This is a genomic window from Bacillus sp. sid0103 (genome assembly GCF_019219025.1).
Genome location: NZ_JAHUWN010000007.1, coordinates 106735 through 124225, shown reverse-complemented (window position 1 = coordinate 124225; position 17491 = coordinate 106735). Strand labels below are relative to the sequence as shown.

Below are 17491 nucleotides of genomic sequence, written 5' to 3'. Positions count from 1 at the left end.
AACCATGTAAATTGCATGTGTTACACTATTACTTGGAGGGGATTTTTTTATGGCTAAAACAGACACTTAGTAAATAATTTATCGATAATTATTTAATTAGGTAAAATATTTACTGATTATATTTTGTTCGAATTAACTATTAAAGATAAAAATCTTTAAATAAAAGGGTTTTATCGGTAAAAATTTATCGGAAAAATCAAAAAAACGATTGAAAACACTTACAACCTCTGATAATATACAATTATAGTTAGTAAATAAGTTAGTGAATATAAGGTTTTGTTAGTAAAAAATTTAGTGGAGATGTTTAATAATGGCTACAATTAAGGAAATAGCAGCATTGTCTCAAGTATCACCTGCAACTGTTTCAAGAGTTTTAAATAATGATCAAAAGATTACAGTTTTAGAAGAAACAAGAGAACGTATACTTCAAGCTGCAAAGGAATTAGGATATAAGACAATCTTGGAAAGGCGCATTGAACAATTTCAGGAAGCAGACAAACCACGGATTAGTGTGGGGATTTTACTTTCCAAGACATTAGAAGAAGAGATGGCAGATCCGTACTTCCTGTCGATTAGACAAGGAGTCGAAGAGGAATTACTGAACCAAGGTATAACTTCGACTTTCATGTTTCGGTGGAATGATATTAGTTCTAATCACCTGATCAGAGATTTAGGCGGAATAATTATTGTTGGGAAAATCAGTGAAAAGGCTTTGAAAGCAGTAAGTGATCAGATTGAAAACGTTGTATATATCCACCATTCTCCTGATGAAGATCTTTATGACTCTGTTGTCATTGATTTTGTTAAATCTACCGAAACAGCTTTGCTGCATTTATTGGATCAAGGGTACAAGCGGATTGGTTATATAGGTGGAGTTGATATTGAATATTTGAAAAATGAAACCATAGCCATTGAAGATAAACGTCTAACAACTTATGAAACTCTAATGAAAGAAAAAGGATTATATAATCCCAACTATACGTTCGTTGGTGAGTATACGATGTCTCAAGGGTATGAATTGATGAAGAAAGCTATTGAACAAAATGATTATCCAGAAGCTTTCTTTATATCGAGTGATCCAATGGCGATTGGGGCATTAAAAGCACTTCAGGAAGCAAAGCTTTCTGTCCCAAATGATGTAGCCATTGTAAGTTTCGATGATATTGAAATGGCGAGATTTGCAAGTACCCCATTAACAACTGTGAAAGTATTTACAAAAGAGATGGGACAAACAGGAGTTAAGTTGTTGCTCGATAGGATTAATGGAAGGAAACTTCCATTAAAAGTAACACTTCCAACTAAACTAATCATCCGACAAAGCAGTGGTGCTATTGATTGTTAATTTTTAGGCTGTATTAAAGGTCACTGTTGATTTTATAGCCAAGTTGCTTGAAGCGCCTGGAGCGGAAATCAACAGCCTAGTTTAATAGAGCCAATTTATAAAGAAGGAAAAACAGGAGGTGATTCTATGTAATTACCATTTGAAGTTACATATTTTCCCTAATGATTGAAAATTAATTTGTTTCTTAGATTTAGTTGTATCATTTTTGTGTAAAGTGGTTACGCTTACAATATTTGTATTTAGCAATATTTAATATTCTATAAAACTATTAGGGAGAGACATGATCATGGCGAAAAAAAAGTATTTATCAATGGTATTTATGCTAGTACTTGCATTATCAACTTTTTTGGCTGGTTGTAATAAGTCTCAAGAAACATCCACAGATAAAAGTGGAAAAGTAACGATTAATTATTGGACATCGTGGGCACCAGGTTCGGAAGAGGAACGAAAAACAAAAGCGCAAATTCAAAAGTTTGAAGAAGAACATCCAAATATTAAAATTAACACTCAAGTTATTACTTTTGATGCTCTCCACGATAAATTAGTTGCAGCAATCAGTGGTGGGGCTGCTCCAGATCTAAGTTGGGGATTAAGCGAATGGTTTGGAGAATTTAACAAAATGGGCGCTTTGCAGGATTTAAGCCCTTATGTAAATAATTGGGCTGATAAAGATAAAATTTATCCCAATGTTATGAAAGCCATAACATACGAAGGGAAAGTTACTGCTCTTCCGCAATATTTAGGAATTCGAGCGCTTTTATATCATGAAGACATGTTAAAGGCAGCAGGCATACAAGAACCACCAAAAACGTTTGAAGACTTACTCAATGTGGCAGATCAAATTAAAAAAGCTACTGGTAAAGAAGCGTTTGGTATTGCCGGAAAAGGTGTTCGTTCCCCTCAAGAACTCCTAGCATATTTAGCTTCAAATGATGTAAAAATTGCTGAAAAAATGGAAGATGGTAAGTACAAAAATACTTGGAAAGATAATCCTGATCAACTTGCAAAAGCAGCGGAAGTATTTAAGTTTTATCAAGACCTACAAGACAAAGGTGTTATTCCAGCAGATGCAAAAGCATGGGGATGGGAAGAAGAAGATACTAACTTCTCCATTGGGCAATATGCAATGGTTGTAAACGGACCATGGATTGAAGATCGAGCAAAACAAAATCCTAAAGAAATGAAAGATGTAAAAGTAGCAGCCCCTCCTTACAAAGAAAAACCTGCAACCTTCTTAGAAATCAGCCCATTATACTTATACAAAGATAGTAAACATCCTAAAGAAACATGGGAATTTGCGAGCTATATTTTAGGCAAAGAATGGCAATCTAATATTCGCCCAACTAACTCCCCCCGTACAGATGTTGTCAGTGAAAGCCAATGGGGTAAAGGTTTTACCGATTTAGCATCAACAGGTGTAACGTATCCTGAGATTTCATTGGGCGCTGTTACAAAAAGTATGGAGGATGCTTTGGCAAAAGCATTGCTTCAAAAAGAAAATCCTAAAAAGGTTGCCGAGTGGTTATCACAAGCAATTAATAGTGATTTGGAAAAATCTGGAGAATTAAGCGGTAAATAATTTATTTCATAAAGGAGCAAGTATTGTATAAGAACACAAGCAATACTTGCTCTCTCATTACATACTATTATCCTATTTGATAGATGCAAGCCTGTATTGAGAGAGGGAGGTAGATACTCTTGAACTTAGAATCAAAGCAAGTTAATAAAGAATTCAGAGTAAACAAAGAAACTGTTAAAATTGGAATTTCCAAAGAAAAAAAGAATATGATTCATGCTTATTTATACGTTTTTCCTGCAATCCTTTTCTTTCTTACCTTAATTGCACTCCCTCTGATTAATGTTGTATGGGACAGTTTTCATTTTAAAAATCTTGTAAACACAATACAAACTTCTTTTTCAGGATTGGAAAATTACAAAAATGTTATTCACGATGAAAATTTTCCCAAAGCACTATCTAATACAGCCATCTGGACAGTCCTTTCAGTAGCAGGAGAGTTTGCTTTAGGATTAATTTCAGCGATAGCATTAAATCAACAAATAAAAGGAAGAGCCATTTTTCGTGGGTTGATTATTATACCTTGGGTTGTTCCCATCGTAATCGCAGGAATGACATGGACATGGATGTTAACCCCTGACTATGGAATTATTAATTTTCTGCTCACAAAGTTTGGGATCTTAGATAAACCATATTATTGGTTAGGTGAATTAAATTCAGCCTTACTAACCGTAACATTTGTTAACATTTGGAGAAGTTTTCCGTATTATACGATTTGTTTACTGGCAGCAATGCAGTCAATACCTAAAGAATTATTAGAAGCAGCCGCAATAGATGGGGCTGGCGTGATGAAGAGATTTTTTAAAATTGTTCTCCCGCAATTAAAACCTGTATCGGTTGTTTTAATTTTTATCCACCTTATCTGGACAGCCATTAACTTTGACTTTATCTGGGTAATGACCGAAGGCGGACCACTGAACGCTACTGAAACTCTACCCATTATGATATATCGATATGCAATGAAACAGTTTGATGTTGGATCTGCTTCAGCATTGGCCTCCATGATGATTGGGTTTATGATCGCGATTTTTGTTGTCAATTATTATTATAATGCCAGAAAAAATAGAGTCTAAACCAATGGAAGGAGTGAAAAACATATGCTACTGAGTAAGAGAGGGATGTTAATCAGTAAAATTGTTACTTATATCGTTCTTATAGCATTCTCAATTTTCTGTGTGTTCCCGTTTCTATGGATGTTGGTCACGTCATTAAAACCAACAGAGCAAATTCGGACCAGCCATCCCAGTTTCTTCATTAATAATCCAACGTTTTCACATTTTGAAAATGTTCTAGTTAACACGAAATTTTTAACGTTTTTTGTTAATAGTTTAATAGTTGCACTTACTACGACTATTATCTCCATCTTGGTTTCCATCTTTGCTGGTTATGCATTGAGTAGATTCCAGAGATTTAAAGGGGTCAAAGTTGTAAATGTAACGATGCTATTATCTCAAATGATTCCGGGAGTATTATTGTTAGTTCCTCTTTATATCCTCATGCAAAGGTTTGGGTTGCTGGATACTTACGCATCAATGATTTTAGCATACACCACGTTTATGGTTCCATTGTGCACTTTTATGTTAAAAGGATTCTTTGATTCAATCCCATATGAATTAGAGGAAGCAGCTGAGATAGATGGCTGTGCCCGGGTTAGGATTATTTTTCAGATTATCCTTCCTATTTCCATTCCAAGCCTTGTAGCAACTGCTTTGTTTGCGTTTGTTAATGCATGGAATGAATTCATGTTTGGATATGTTTTCATCAATGATGAAGCACATCGTACCTTAACCCCGGGTATCACTCTTTTCAAAGGGCTATATTCGACTGATTGGGGTAGTATCATGTCTGCATCGGTTTTAGCTGTTCTTCCAATCGTAATCATGTTTATCTATTTACAAAAATATTTGATAGAAGGTATGACTGCTGGTTCTGTTAAAGGTTAGGGAGGTTTCAAAATGTCAGAAGTAATAGAAAAAGTAGAAAAAATAATCAAAATTGAAGAAAACGAAATTCACCTTGCATTTGAAGTCACCGAAGACAAAGATGTTAGATTTCTACATTTTTCATCTAATCCTTCAATTGAGTATCTAAATTGGGATGATAAGAAAAGAAGTAAATACCGCCTTGTTGAAATTCATTTCTCTGGTGAAAATCAAAACGATCATCATGGGTCAAAGCATACTGGAACTAATCCAGGGAGACGCTTAAAATTTAAAGATTTTATGGATACGGTAAATTCTGACGGACGTAAGCTTGTTTTTGAATTTATAGATGAAATAACAAATGTAGAGGTATCTTCACTATGGCAATTTTTCAACGGAATTCCGGTTGTAAGGACTTGGACAGAGGTCGTTCATAAAGGCGATAAACCAGTTGGTATTGAGTATGTTTCTTCTTTCGCCTATACAGGTATCGATAAAGAAGGGATAACTAGCAGAGAAGAAAAAATAAACCTACATATCCCTCACAACACATGGTATGGGGAAGCACAATGGCATCGCTATTCCCTGACTGATTTAGGACTCTACACAGTTAATGAATTTTCAATGAAAAGATTATCATATTCCAGTACTGGAACATGGTCAACTTCACAATATGCTCCCACGGCCTTTTTAGAAAATAGCGAGACTGGGACAGGGTTTATTTGGCAAATCGAACATCACGGTTCTTGGCACTGGGAAATTAGCGATATTGCCGATTCGCTCTATTTACAATTAAGTGGTCCAACAGAAAGCGAAAATCAGTGGTGGAAAGAGCTAATACCGGGAGAAACATTTGTTTCCGTACCTGTTGCAATAGGAGCCATTACCGGAGGGTTTGAAAAAGCAATCTCAGATATGACTGTGTACAGAAGAAGAATCCGTCGTCCAAATAGTGATAATATACATCTTCCTGTAATTTTTAATGATTATATGAATTGTTTATTCGGTGATCCAACTACAGAAAAACTGCTGCCGCTTATCGATGCAGCATCAGATGCTGGATGCGAATATTTTTGTGTGGATAGTGGCTGGTATTCAGATGGTTATTGGTGGGATGGAGTAGGTGAGTGGCTTCCTTCTAAAGTCCGCTTTCCCAATGGAATAACAGAGGTTTTGAACTATATTCGAAGCAAAGGAATGGTACCTGGCCTTTGGTTAGAGTTAGAAGTAATGGGGATTAATTGTCCACTTGCCAGCAAAGTTTCAGATGAATGGTTTTTCTTACGCCATGGGAAGAGAGTGATCGATCATTCCCGATATCAATTAGACTACCGTAATCCAGAGGTTACCGATTTTGCAACCGGTGTTATTGATAGATTAGTAACTGAGTATGGTGTTGGTTACATCAAAATGGACTATAACATTAATGCTGGTGTTGGAACAGACTATCATGCAGATTCAATGGGTGATGGTTTACTTGAACATAATCGCGCTTATTTAAATTGGCTTGATCAAATATTTGCAAAATATCCTGATTTGGTAATAGAGAACTGCGGCAGTGGCGGGATGCGGATGGATTATAGTTTATTAAGCCGTCATAGTATTCAATCCAGCAGTGACCAAACGGACTATATAAAAAATGGTGCGATCGCAGCTGCAGCCACTTCCCTGGTAACACCAGAACAATGTGCAGTATGGTCATATCCCTTAAAAGAGGGTGATAAAGAGGAAGTTATTTTTAACATGGTTAATAGTTTATTGCTTCGCATTCATCAAAGCGGCCATCTCGCTGAAATAAGTTCGGAACGGTTCCTTTTAGTTAAAGAGGCAATAGAATACTATAAAAAAATTCGTCAATATATTGCAACAGGTATCCCGTATTGGCCAACTGGAATTCCGAATATTGGAGATCCATGGATGAGTTTTGGCCTGAGACATGAAAACAAGAATTTTCTTGCCGTGTGGAGATTGGATTCTAGTGATGAAAACACCTTAATACCCTTAAAACATTTAATAGATAGGGAAGTAGAAGTGAAATTAGCTTATCCATCAAAAGGTGATGCAGACTATCAATGGAACAAGCATAGTGGGACATTAACAGTTAAAATCCCAAAAAGGAATGCTGCAAGACTATTTGAAGTTCACTTAAAACAATAGATTCTAAACATCAATTCTTTTATTTAAGGTGGTGATGTCTATAGCTTTAAGGATACATAACTAGTCTAGTCTGTAGTAAAAAAGGGTTATGGATGCTGTTTTATTAAATGATAAAAGGGGATAAAACATATGTTTAAGAAAATGAAAAAGAGAAAAAAGGTATTATCCTATGTTCTCGCTGGCTCGTTAATGACAACAATGGCTCCAATTTTTTCATCAAATGTTTCTGCGACATCCACTACTGCTACGACTGCAACATCCATTGCTTCTACATCACCCGCAAAAATCACAGTTGATTTGGCCGATCGTTCACTCGGTAAAATCAATCACGGGGCAAGTGCTGCGCTTTATGGTTTGAGTGAACCGAACGTCCCAGATATTAACACGCTTATCCCAATAAAACCATCACATATTTTGCAAAAGGCTCCTAATGGGGTCCAGCATCCTTCCGGTGATGGGCTGAGAGTGGCCGATTATTTCTTTGAAGCTGGAGGAAATAATATTCAGATTTACATGCAGGATTACTATGGCCGCTGGTATTATCCATCAAGGACTCCAGAACAATATATTAATGAAGCAGTTACTCCAATTACCACTCAAATAAAGGCTTATAAAGATGACTGGGCACAAAAGAACCCAGGTCAGAATCCCGATGACAAATTCATTTATGTGCCTTACAACGAACCGGAACAAAATGGGACTCGTTATCCAAACATCAATGCTACTACTGCGCAGGGTGAGCAGTCAAGAGATACATTTAATCATGATTGGTTAGCCGTTTATCAGGCAATTAAGAAAATTGATCCAGGTGCCAAAATTTCTGGACCTAATTTCTTATTCTACCAGGCCAACGCCTTTGAATCTTTTATCCGATTCTGTATTGATAATGATTGTTTACCAAATACCGTTTCTTGGCATTTATTATCGAATAAATCGTATAACAATGCCAAAAGTAATCTGGAGCTATATCGAGCACTTGAGGCTAAGTATGCTCCACAATATGCAGCGAAATATCCAGATCGAAAGAGCCCGTTCCCGATTCCAGTTGATATAAATGAATATGCGTCAACGGCGGAAATTGCAAACGGCGGTTCGCTTATCCAATATATTGCACGGTATGATGAGTTAAAAATAACGGGAGCTCTCCCTTATTGGAATACTGCAAATCCTTATTAGCAGGCCAAAACGAACCAAACGGAGCGTGGTGGCTATACAAGTGGTATGCGGATATGCAAGGGGACATGGCTAAAGTAAACGTTGTAAAAAGTAATGCAGAGGGGGACTCTTTTGGGTCTGGCTTATATGGGCTCTCTACAATTGATGATAATAAGAAACAAGCAAACATCCTATTTGGCGGTACGACCGGTGAAAGTAACATTGTGTTTAAAAATATTACTGGCGACCAAAATAGTCCTAGTTTTCTAGAAAATGCTAAAAAGGTGCATGTAACGGTATGGCGTGCTGGTTATACAGGACTGACTGGATTTTTAGCAGAGCCAACCCAAATAGTGGATGGTAATTTTGATGTTGAAAATGGAAATGTTACATTGCCAGTTCAAACTGACAATTTGGAAAGCTATTATGCCGTCATTACCGAGGCGGTGGACTCTTCTTCTAACACAACATGGTTTAAGAGGTATGAGGCGGAAAATGCGGAAATTAGAAACCACGTTCAAAATCCCGCAAGCTTTTATCCAAGGGTTAATAGTGGGCGTGCTGCCTCTAATGGACAACTTATTGGCGGTATTGACTATAATGATAGTGTAGTTAAGTTTACTAGTGTTACAGTTCCGAAAGACGGAAATTATAAATTGGATATTGTTGAAGGGAGTGGTTCAACAGCCAACCTACCAGCACAATCCGGTGGCGGTACCTCCTCGCAAAGACAGAATTCTGAATTCTTTGTTAAAATTGATGACCAGCCATCCTTTAAGGTAACGTTAAGAGCCGATTACAGTTGGGAACAGTTAGGGATGGCTACTCAATTCGTTGAATTAAAAGAGGGTACACATTCAATCGCAATCAGCAAATACAACCAGGATACAGGTGAAATGGGGCAGGGAGCAGCAACTCTTGACGCCATTGAGCTTAATTATAATGGAGAAATCGGGGCGAAGCCAAATTACCGTGTACAGGCAGAATTTGCCGATTATGACAGCAACTTAAGAAGAGAGAGCAAAGCACCAGGCTTTGAAGGTGCAGGCTATGTCACAGGCTATCATGACAATTCAAGCAGTAATACGAATCGATCGGGCCATTCACCAAACAGTAAGTCATCTGACGCAAAAACTCGTTTTGTTATGAGTGTTCAAGAAGACGGGATGTACGATGTAACCGTAAGATATTCTACTCAAAATACAGGTGATCTTACTATTGACCATGATCGAAAGAATGCACTGAACATACCAGTAAATAATACCAATGGAAAATGGCAGAGCACCAAAGTACGGATGTTCTTACGTGAAGGAATTAATTTAATCGATATTCAATCCAGTGCGAAACTAAGCTTAGATTATCTTAATGCATCCTATGTAAATAGTGATCCAATTTATTCAGAGGAAGCAGAAAATGCTAAAGTGGTTGGTGAACCTGCAGAAGGAGATCCATCATTAATCCGTGATGATGCGTTTGCAAAATATGCATCAGGCGGCAAATATGTAAATGGTATTACTTCCTATGACGGTAATGAAAGAAACTTGGAGCTTACTGAAGTAGAAGTCCCAGAAGCAGGTCGCTATAAGCTCGTAGTCCAATATGCAAACGGTGAGTATTCTGGGTCGCATTCGTACAATAATAATGTGGTGGAACGGTATGCACAAATATCCGTAAATGGCGGCGAGTCAGAAACAGTGTATTTTAAAAATACTATTTCATGGCAGCAGTTTGCGACGGTTACCATTGACGTTAATCTTAAAAAGGGTAAAAATAGCATTAAATTTTATAATAATAACACCTATGACGGTGGTGCTAATCCTTATGGAGGAAGCAATGGATCTGGAACAGCACCATTTGTTGATACCGTAATGGTACCAAAACAATATACACCTGCGTTTGACAAATTCGAGATCTATGGACAACCGACTGTTGTAGATAAAAAAGAAAAATAAAAATAATTAAATGTGACCTCAAAAAAGTCGTGTTATCGGCCATGTTGAGGTCCTTTTTAGTTAGTGATGATTTAGCAGAAAAGGAATTAGTATATTTATAATCTTTTCTGTTTGAGATTGGGATGTAAGACTGATTAGGACTGATCAGTAAACTGTTCAATTCGTAGCTCGCTTAATAATATTAAGTGGGCTTTTTAAATGAAATAGATGGATAAATAAAATAGCTAATTGGAAAGATAAATTAATTAAAAGTGGATATTTTATGATTTGATCAAGAATTCTAAATGGATTCTGTTCTAAGAGAACGAAACCAGTGTCTTTTAAAGACAAGATGGTTAATAACCATATAAGTAAACAGGAGATTTAAATGGAAGATACACTTATACCAATTCTGAGAACGGGTGTCAGCTTTATGCTTTTAATACTCGTTACTCTGGCTATTGGAAAGCACATTAACTCTCATAAAAACCACTATAGCTTTGCCTTATCCGTTACGATTGGTTCCTTTATAGCTAACATGGGGTTTGATACGAATTTAAAGTTCAAAGAAATGCTGATTTCATTTCTTGTATTAGTTTTAATTTTTTATTTGTTCATGGTGTTATCTTCGAGGAGTCGAAGTTTTAGAAAATGGTTATCTGGTAGACCTACCGTGCTAATAGAAAAAGGAAAATTACTTGACAAGAATATGAAAAAGGTAAAGTTCTCGATTGACGATCTTAATCAGCTTTTGAGGGAAAAGAATATCTTTAATATATTTGAAGTGGAATACGCATTACTAGAAGTGAACGGGGAATTATCTATTCTTAAAAAGGTACCGTTTCAAAATGTAATAAAAAAAGATTTAAATTTGCCCAATTCATCGGAGTCGCTACCAATTGAACTAATAATGGACGGGAAAATCATTGAAAAGAACGCTTCCGGCATCTATAATCGTGAGTGGATTGAAGCTGAATTCAAAAGAAGAAATTTACGATTAGAAGAAATTTATTATGCTGTGGTAAATAGCGGTGGTTACCTTTTTGTAGACAAATATGAAGATAAACTATCTTCACCTACAGATGTTGAATAGTCATATTGATAAAAATATATCTGTCACCCGGAGAGATACTAAGATAAGGTATGAGGGAGTCTTACACAGTTTTCAATAAAAGAGAGATATTTTTTGTGATTAGACGTTCCCTCGGTTGTTCTTTTTATAGTTTTACAAGATGCCCCTTTAATATTTAACTAAATTGTCTTTTAACATATGAGTGACCTTTTCTCTTTCTTCTTTAGATACATTTAAATAATAAATACCGTCAATCTTTCCGCCAGTACCCTGGATTTCATACTCTGAAATATTATTTATACATTCACGATAGTTTTTTTGTATATTCATCATTTCATCAAAGGTCATATTTGTTTTTACATTATCTCCCATAGCTTTCAGAATATCGTTAAAGCGGGTGACAGATGAAATGCTTGTAGCCTTGGCAAGAATTGCAGTAATGATTTGACGTTGGCGTTTGTTCCTGCCAAAATCGCCATCTGGATCCAAGTGTCTCATTCTAACGTATCCTAGTGCTTTATCCCCATTAAGTTCTAAATCACCCTTTTTATAATGATACCCTTTTTCATAGTATCCTTCATCAAACCAATCCAAGTCATTTTGAATTTTAACCCCGCCAACAGCATTTACAAGGGCTTTCAATGCCCTCATATTCACCCGGATATAATAATCCATTTGTATACCTGTGAAGTTTTCAACCGTTTCTATTGCCATTTTAGGTCCTCCAAATGCATAGGCGTGATTTATTTTATCTATTGTACCCTTTCCGATAATTTCTGTTCTTGTATCACGTGGGATGCTTATCATTTGCATGGTGTCATTTTTAGGGTTCAAAGTCATGGCAATTAATGTATCAGAGCGGCCCCTGTCACCAGCCCACTCATCTACTCCCATAAGCAGTAAGGAGATAGGCTGAGGGGATTGGGCAGTCTGTGTGGACTGACTGTTCTGGCTGATTACGGGTTTAATCTGCGGCCTGTTCAACTTTATGGTTTCATGCATTTCACTCGCTGTATCTTTTACGGAATTATATAAATAAAAGACATATCCGCCAATTCCAATTGCTATTACAGCAATGATACTTGTGACTATTAATAAAATTTTTTTCATTGACCATTCCCCTTTCCGATCATATAGTCTTTAAAACATTTGAAGCATATCTATAAAAAGCTCAAGAATCTGGAACTTAATTACTATGTAAGGAGAAAAGACTGCACTAGCAGTAATTGAGGTCCGTCCGAATTAGATAGCAATTGATGCAAGATTGATGCAAAACTAAAGGGCTACCGTTAATGAGTATGCTGTCATTAACTGAATATGAACCGTCATAATTAGAAAAATGTAGGCTTCCCGGCCCATTCCATATGTCCAGGTCATTAAAATCAATGGACAAACATAATATGAATAGACCCAAGCCGAATGACACTAATTCAATGGAGGTAGATCAATGGAAGAAAAGCTTTCCTTAAGAGAGGGATTTAAGGTTTTCAGGAAGTGGTTGTGGCTTATTATATCTCTGACTTTAGGAGCAGCGATTACAGCGGCAGTTATTAGTTTTTTTTTCCTAAAGCCTGTGTACCAAAATAGCTCTCAGTTTCTGGTTAATCAAAAGAATCCGGCTCCTGGACAGGTGTTTTCTGAGAACGACATACGGACAAATGTGGAATTAATCAATACCTATAAGGCTATCATTCTAAGCCCCAGGATTCTAGACCGTGTAGATGAGGAATTAAATCTGAAAATACCAAGTAATACTTTAGCAAAAAAAATCGAAATTTCCAGTGCAGAGAGTTCGCAGGTGGTTACCGTACTTGTGACGGATAATGATCCAAAACTTGCCGCAAATATTGCCAATACGATTGTTAGTATTTTTCAGTTAGAAATCCCTGATCTGATGAATGTAGATAATGTGAAAATTTTATCCGATGCTCAAGTGCCTTCTAATCCAAGACCCGTTTCGCCGAATAAAATTCTGAACATTGCTGTCGCCATGATTTTAGGTGCCATGGCAGGTGTAGGGATAGCCTTTTTAATAGAATACTTGAACAACAAGATTAAAACAGAAGATGATATTTTGAAAAAATTGCAGACACCTGTTCTGGGTGTGATTTCCCATATTGGGGATAAAGAAATAATTAAAATCCACGAAACGCAATCTGTTCAAAATAAAAAAGGAGCAATGCTTGATGGTGCGTCGTAAGAAGCAAATTAAAAATACAACAATGCGTTATTTAATTACAAAGCTTAGCCCGCGTTCTTCTATTTCTGAACAGTACCGGACAGTCAGGACCAATATTCAGTTTTCATCCGTGGGTGAGGATGTAAAAACCATACTCGTAACCTCAGCTTCTCCTGGTGAAGGGAAGTCGATGACAGCTGCAAATCTAGCTGTTGTCTATGCCCAGCAAGGCAAATCGGTTTTACTTATAGATGCAGATTTGCGGAAGCCAACGGTCCATTATACCTTCCGTGTGGATAATTCCAGGGGACTTAGTAATATTTTGGCAGGCGGGGCAACACTTGTAGAGGCTGTTATTACAAGTGAGGTTGAAAATCTGAATATCCTTACCAGCGGGCCAATCCCGCCCAATCCATCTGAATTGCTTGCTTCAAAAAGAATGAATGCTTTGATTGAAGAAGCGCGGCATTTTTATGACATTATTCTGTTTGATACGCCCCCCATTTTAGTTGTGACAGATGCTCAAATTTTGGCCAATATATGTGATGGATCCGTTTTGGTGGTCCGCAGTAAATGCACAGAGTTTGACCCGGCACAGAAAGCAATTGAAGTGCTAAATGCCGCTGAGGGAAAGATACTCGGAGCGATCTTAAATGATTCGGACAAGAAAGAATCGGACTATTATAACTAAACTTACCCTAAATATGGACAGTCCAATTCTACTCAAAGAAGTGACTTCGGTAATTACCGTAGTCATTTTATTTTATTAATTTTTATCATTGTAATATTTTAAAAAATACTTTCATAGATTGAAATAGCCATATAGGAGCTAAGGCACATGACAATCGAATTAATACAAGATTTCTATATTACTAGGGGGGAAAACTGATTGACAAAAATAAAAAAACAATTATCCCATCAGCAGGTCTTGGTACCCGATAATGTAGAAATTCATTACATAAGTCTAGATGAGCCTTAGGCCATGCGGTATGGTGCACACGTAAATTTATTGGCAATTAGCCATTTGCAGTTCTTTTAGGTGATGATATTGTACAAGCTGAGAAGCCGTTCGAGGAACTGCTCCTTCTAATTTAGCAATCTTGGAAAACACAGCAAAATAAACCCTATCAACTGGAGGAGAAAATATGAAAATTACTGTGGTTGGTACGGGTTATGTTGGTCTTGTGACGGGTGTCAGCCTTTCTGAAATTGGCCATCATGTAACCTGTATAGATATAGATGAAGCAAAGGTTGAGATGATGAAACAGGGGATCTCACCTATCTATGAGCAGTCTTTAAGCAAATTAATGATAAAGAATATTGAAGCAAACCGTTTGTTCTTTACGACAGAAGGATTAGGGGAGACTGAGGTAATTTATATTGCTGTTGGAACACCTGAAAATGAAGATGGTTCCGCTAATCTTAGTTTTGTCATTCAAGCAGCACTTGATATCGCAAAACACATAAATCGGGACACAATTGTAGTTACTAAAAGCACTGTCCCGGTTGGTACAAACGATAGACTTAAACAGATAATCAATACAAATCTAATAAATGATGTAAAAGTAGAAATTGTTTCAAATCCTGAGTTTTTAAGAGAAGGGTCAGCGATTCATGATTCCTTCCATGGTGACCGTATTGTTATAGGAGCCGATAGTGAGGAAGCTGCAAGTATTATAGAAGAAATAAATAAGCCATTTGGCGTAAAGATATATAAAACCGATATTCGAAGTGCCGAAATGATTAAGTATGCTTCGAACGCTTTTCTTGCCACAAAAATTAGCTTTATCAATGAAATTTCAAATATTTGTGAGCGTGTGGGTGCAAATGTGGAGGAAGTAGCCCATGGCATGGGCCTCGACCAGCGCATCGGAAACCAATTTCTAAAAGCGGGCATTGGCTACGGTGGTTCCTGTTTTCCGAAAGATACAAAGGCACTTATCCAAATTGCCGGTAATGTGAACTATGATTTTGAATTGCTAACGGGTGTAGTCAATGTTAACAAACAACAGCAAGGCCTCCTTTTAAGAAAATTAAAGAACCGTTTGGATTCGCTAGAAGGAAAGAGAATTGCTGTCCTTGGCCTGGCATTTAAACCGAATACCGATGATATGAGAGAAGCGGCGTCCATCGTAATCATTGAAGAACTTGTAAGTCTCGGGGCGTTTGTTGTTGTGTATGATCCGGTTGCTATGGAGAAAGCGAAATCAATCTTATATTCTAGGGTGCAGTATGCCAAAACTGCTGCGGAAGCTATTCTCGGCTGCAATGCAGCATTAATTGTTACTGAGTGGGATGAGGTTAAGAATTTGGACCCAAAGTTATTTGAATCAATGGCATATCCACTTTTGATCGATGGTAGGAATTGTTTTGATCTCGAGGCACTGAGGGATCACAAAATTGAATATCATTCAGTGGGCAGGCCGGCCATTAAAAACGTTGAATGTAAGACTTACGTGTAACTCTTAAATAAGCATAAGGCAGTGGGGGATATACATTATGAGTATAGAAACTTCTCAAGTTGAAGCCGCTCCTTCAAAAACTGCAGCAGTAACAAAAAAGGCTAAAATTTCATCAATATATCTATTCGGAAAACGCAGTCTCGATATAATCGGAGCCATTTTAGGATTAATCATTTCATCGCCCCTTTTTATTGTTATAAGTATTATGTACAGCTTTGGTGATTCCAAAGGGCCGTTATTTTTTAAACAGCAGCGTTATGGAAAGAATGAAAAGCTCTTTTATATTTATAAGTTACGGTCCATGGTGGTTAATGCGGATGAAATCCTAAAAAGGAATAAGGTGTTATATCAAAAATATATTAATAACAATTATAAGCTTGAACAGGATGAAGATCCCAGAATTACAAGATTAGGCCGTATTTTGCGAAAATTCAGTCTGGATGAGCTTCCTCAATTAATAAATGTTTTAAAAGGGGAAATGAGTTTAGTTGGTCCCCGCCCAATTGTTGAAGAGGAATTAAAAGAGTATAAACATAAAAGGCAAGACCTCCTTGCTGTGAAACCAGGCATGACCGGCTACTGGCAAGTGTGTGGAAGAAGTGATATAGGTTATCCGGAAAGAGTGGATTTGGAACTTTATTATGTTTATCACCAGTCCATGTATTTAGATATCAAAATTTTGCTTCGAACTTTAGCTGTGGTGGTTTTAAAAAAAGGTGCATACTAAAAGCGGAAAGTGTGATAATTTTTTATGAATAATCTGCCAGAAAAAATTAGTGTAATTATTCCTACCTTTAATAGAGAAAAACTAGTTATGGAAGCGATAGACAGCTTAAGGAACCAAACCTATAAAAACCTTGAAATTATTATTGTCGATGATTGCTCTACTGATAATACCCAAAACCGAATAGAAAATGATAGGGATACACGGATTGTTTATGTTAGACATGAGTATAACAAAGGGGGATCCCAAGCAAGAAATTCTGGGATTGAAAGAGCTACAGGTGAATTTATTGCCTTTCTTGACTCAGATGATCAATGGCTTCCAACTAAACTAGAAAAACAAATGGAAGTATTTAAAAACAACAGCAATGTAGGCATTGTTTATACAGGATATAAAAATGTATCAGGGACATCGGTACGGTCCGAGGTTAATCCTCATCTTAGTGGAAACCTGTTAACCGAAATTCTAAAGAAAAATTGTATAGGCACGGCATCAACGGTTCTAATAAAGAAAAACCTTCTTTTAGAAGCAGGGAGTTTCGATCCTGAATTGCCAAGCTGCCAGGATTGGGATTTGTATGTGAGGCTGGCCCAAATTACTGAATTTGGTGTAGTGGAAGAAGCTGTTGTTTTATATAACGAACATGATGAAGGCAGAATTACCACGAATATAAAATCTGTTCTAGCGGGCCATCAGGCCTTTTATAAAAAGTACTCTTCTTTAATAATACAGTTAAACAAAAAGGATTTTCATGTACTTCACGTAAATATGGCAAAAGTGATGGTTAGAATAGGAATCGTCGGCCAGAATAGGATCATAATCAACAAGGGTCGGGATTTCCTTAACTTTGCTATAAAAGCTTATCCGTTTTCTATAAAAGTATATTTAATTTACCTTGGCACACTTTTAAATAAAAAGATGCTTTTGAAGATGTATTATTTGTTCAAAAAAAGGCTTTTACATTTTTAGTA

General features: G+C 36.8%; 14 protein-coding genes and 1 pseudogene. 14 read left to right on the top strand and 1 reads right to left on the bottom strand.

The features are described 5' to 3' along the window. Positions 1-310: 310 nt before the first annotated feature. The 8 genes from KW850_RS10005 to KW850_RS09970 all read left to right on the top strand — a co-directional run bounded on the left by KW850_RS10005 (position 311) and on the right by KW850_RS09970 (position 11176). Entirely contained in the window at positions 311-1342 is a 1032-nt protein-coding gene (locus KW850_RS10005; protein ID WP_218347419.1) for a LacI family DNA-binding transcriptional regulator, read from the top strand. A 286-nt stretch (positions 1343-1628) separates the two neighbouring features. Continuing rightward, entirely contained in the window at positions 1629-2921 is a 1293-nt protein-coding gene (locus KW850_RS10000) for an ABC transporter substrate-binding protein (protein ID WP_218347418.1), read from the top strand. A gap of 119 nt (positions 2922-3040) precedes the next feature. Next, positions 3041-3991, top strand: coding sequence for a carbohydrate ABC transporter permease (locus tag KW850_RS09995; protein ID WP_256358179.1), 951 nt, complete (start codon positions 3041-3043; stop codon positions 3989-3991). Positions 3992-4015: 24 nt separating this feature from the next. Beyond that, a complete protein-coding gene (locus KW850_RS09990; RefSeq protein WP_218347417.1) occupies positions 4016-4861 on the top strand; it encodes a carbohydrate ABC transporter permease in 846 nt (281 codons plus the stop codon). Positions 4862-4873: 12 nt separating this feature from the next. After that, positions 4874-6997: a glycoside hydrolase family 36 protein gene (locus KW850_RS09985; RefSeq protein WP_218347416.1), complete on the top strand. Its 2124-nt coding sequence runs from the start codon at positions 4874-4876 to the stop codon at positions 6995-6997. Positions 6998-7126: 129 nt separating this feature from the next. Further along, the gene (locus KW850_RS09980) at positions 7127-8173 is read left to right on the top strand and encodes a hypothetical protein (protein ID WP_218347415.1); all 1047 of its coding nucleotides are present in this window, start codon (positions 7127-7129) and stop codon (positions 8171-8173) included. After that, entirely contained in the window at positions 8149-10104 is a 1956-nt protein-coding gene (locus tag KW850_RS09975; RefSeq protein ID WP_218347414.1) for a carbohydrate-binding protein, read from the top strand. The genes KW850_RS09980 and KW850_RS09975 overlap by 25 nt, the downstream gene beginning before the upstream one ends. Positions 10105-10471: 367 nt before the next feature. Continuing rightward, entirely contained in the window at positions 10472-11176 is a 705-nt protein-coding gene (locus KW850_RS09970) for a DUF421 domain-containing protein (protein WP_218347413.1), read from the top strand. 147 nt (positions 11177-11323) lie between these two features. On the opposite strand, the gene KW850_RS09965 is transcribed toward KW850_RS09970, so the two are convergent. Continuing rightward, positions 11324-12265, bottom strand: a complete 942-nt coding sequence (locus KW850_RS09965; protein ID WP_218347412.1) for an LCP family glycopolymer transferase — start codon at positions 12263-12265, stop codon at positions 11324-11326. A 337-nt stretch (positions 12266-12602) separates the two neighbouring features. Between KW850_RS09965 and KW850_RS09960 the strand changes: the two genes are divergently transcribed. The 6 genes and pseudogenes from KW850_RS09960 to KW850_RS09940 all read left to right on the top strand — a co-directional run bounded on the left by KW850_RS09960 (position 12603) and on the right by KW850_RS09940 (position 17489). After that, entirely contained in the window at positions 12603-13355 is a 753-nt protein-coding gene (locus tag KW850_RS09960) for a YveK family protein (protein WP_218347411.1), read from the top strand. After that, positions 13342-14025: a CpsD/CapB family tyrosine-protein kinase gene (locus KW850_RS09955; protein WP_218347410.1), complete on the top strand. Its 684-nt coding sequence runs from the start codon at positions 13342-13344 to the stop codon at positions 14023-14025. The genes KW850_RS09960 and KW850_RS09955 overlap by 14 nt, the downstream gene beginning before the upstream one ends. Positions 14026-14309: 284 nt before the next feature. Then, positions 14310-14402 (top strand): annotated as a pseudogene (locus tag KW850_RS34245) (UTP--glucose-1-phosphate uridylyltransferase); the annotation flags it as partial. A gap of 77 nt (positions 14403-14479) precedes the next feature. Next, on the top strand, positions 14480-15796 hold the full coding sequence (locus KW850_RS09950) for a UDP-glucose dehydrogenase family protein (protein ID WP_218347409.1): 1317 nt from the start codon (positions 14480-14482) through the stop codon (positions 15794-15796). 37 nt (positions 15797-15833) lie between these two features. Then, a complete protein-coding gene (locus KW850_RS09945; protein ID WP_218347408.1) occupies positions 15834-16523 on the top strand; it encodes a sugar transferase in 690 nt (229 codons plus the stop codon). Positions 16524-16547: 24 nt separating this feature from the next. Then, on the top strand, positions 16548-17489 hold the full coding sequence (locus KW850_RS09940; RefSeq protein WP_218347407.1) for a glycosyltransferase family 2 protein: 942 nt from the start codon (positions 16548-16550) through the stop codon (positions 17487-17489). Positions 17490-17491: the final 2 nt, after the last annotated feature.

What these genes read in the sequence shown, in the direction of transcription:
- KW850_RS10005 (WP_218347419.1), top strand. Translation starts at nt 311, where the DNA reads ATGGCTACAATTAAGGAAATAGCAGCATTGTCTCAAGTATCACCTGCA.
- KW850_RS10000 (WP_218347418.1), top strand. Translation starts at nt 1,629, where the DNA reads ATGGCGAAAAAAAAGTATTTATCAATGGTATTTATGCTAGTACTTGCA.
- KW850_RS09990 (WP_218347417.1), top strand. Translation starts at nt 4,016, where the DNA reads ATGCTACTGAGTAAGAGAGGGATGTTAATCAGTAAAATTGTTACTTAT.
- KW850_RS09985 (WP_218347416.1), top strand. Translation starts at nt 4,874, where the DNA reads ATGTCAGAAGTAATAGAAAAAGTAGAAAAAATAATCAAAATTGAAGAA.
- KW850_RS09980 (WP_218347415.1), top strand. Translation starts at nt 7,127, where the DNA reads ATGTTTAAGAAAATGAAAAAGAGAAAAAAGGTATTATCCTATGTTCTC.
- KW850_RS09970 (WP_218347413.1), top strand. Translation starts at nt 10,472, where the DNA reads ATGGAAGATACACTTATACCAATTCTGAGAACGGGTGTCAGCTTTATG.
- KW850_RS09965 (WP_218347412.1), bottom strand. Translation starts at nt 12,265, where the DNA reads ATGAAAAAAATTTTATTAATAGTCACAAGTATCATTGCTGTAATAGCA.
- KW850_RS09960 (WP_218347411.1), top strand. Translation starts at nt 12,603, where the DNA reads ATGGAAGAAAAGCTTTCCTTAAGAGAGGGATTTAAGGTTTTCAGGAAG.
- KW850_RS09955 (WP_218347410.1), top strand. Translation starts at nt 13,342, where the DNA reads ATGGTGCGTCGTAAGAAGCAAATTAAAAATACAACAATGCGTTATTTA.
- KW850_RS09950 (WP_218347409.1), top strand. Translation starts at nt 14,480, where the DNA reads ATGAAAATTACTGTGGTTGGTACGGGTTATGTTGGTCTTGTGACGGGT.
- KW850_RS09945 (WP_218347408.1), top strand. Translation starts at nt 15,834, where the DNA reads ATGAGTATAGAAACTTCTCAAGTTGAAGCCGCTCCTTCAAAAACTGCA.
- KW850_RS09940 (WP_218347407.1), top strand. Translation starts at nt 16,548, where the DNA reads ATGAATAATCTGCCAGAAAAAATTAGTGTAATTATTCCTACCTTTAAT.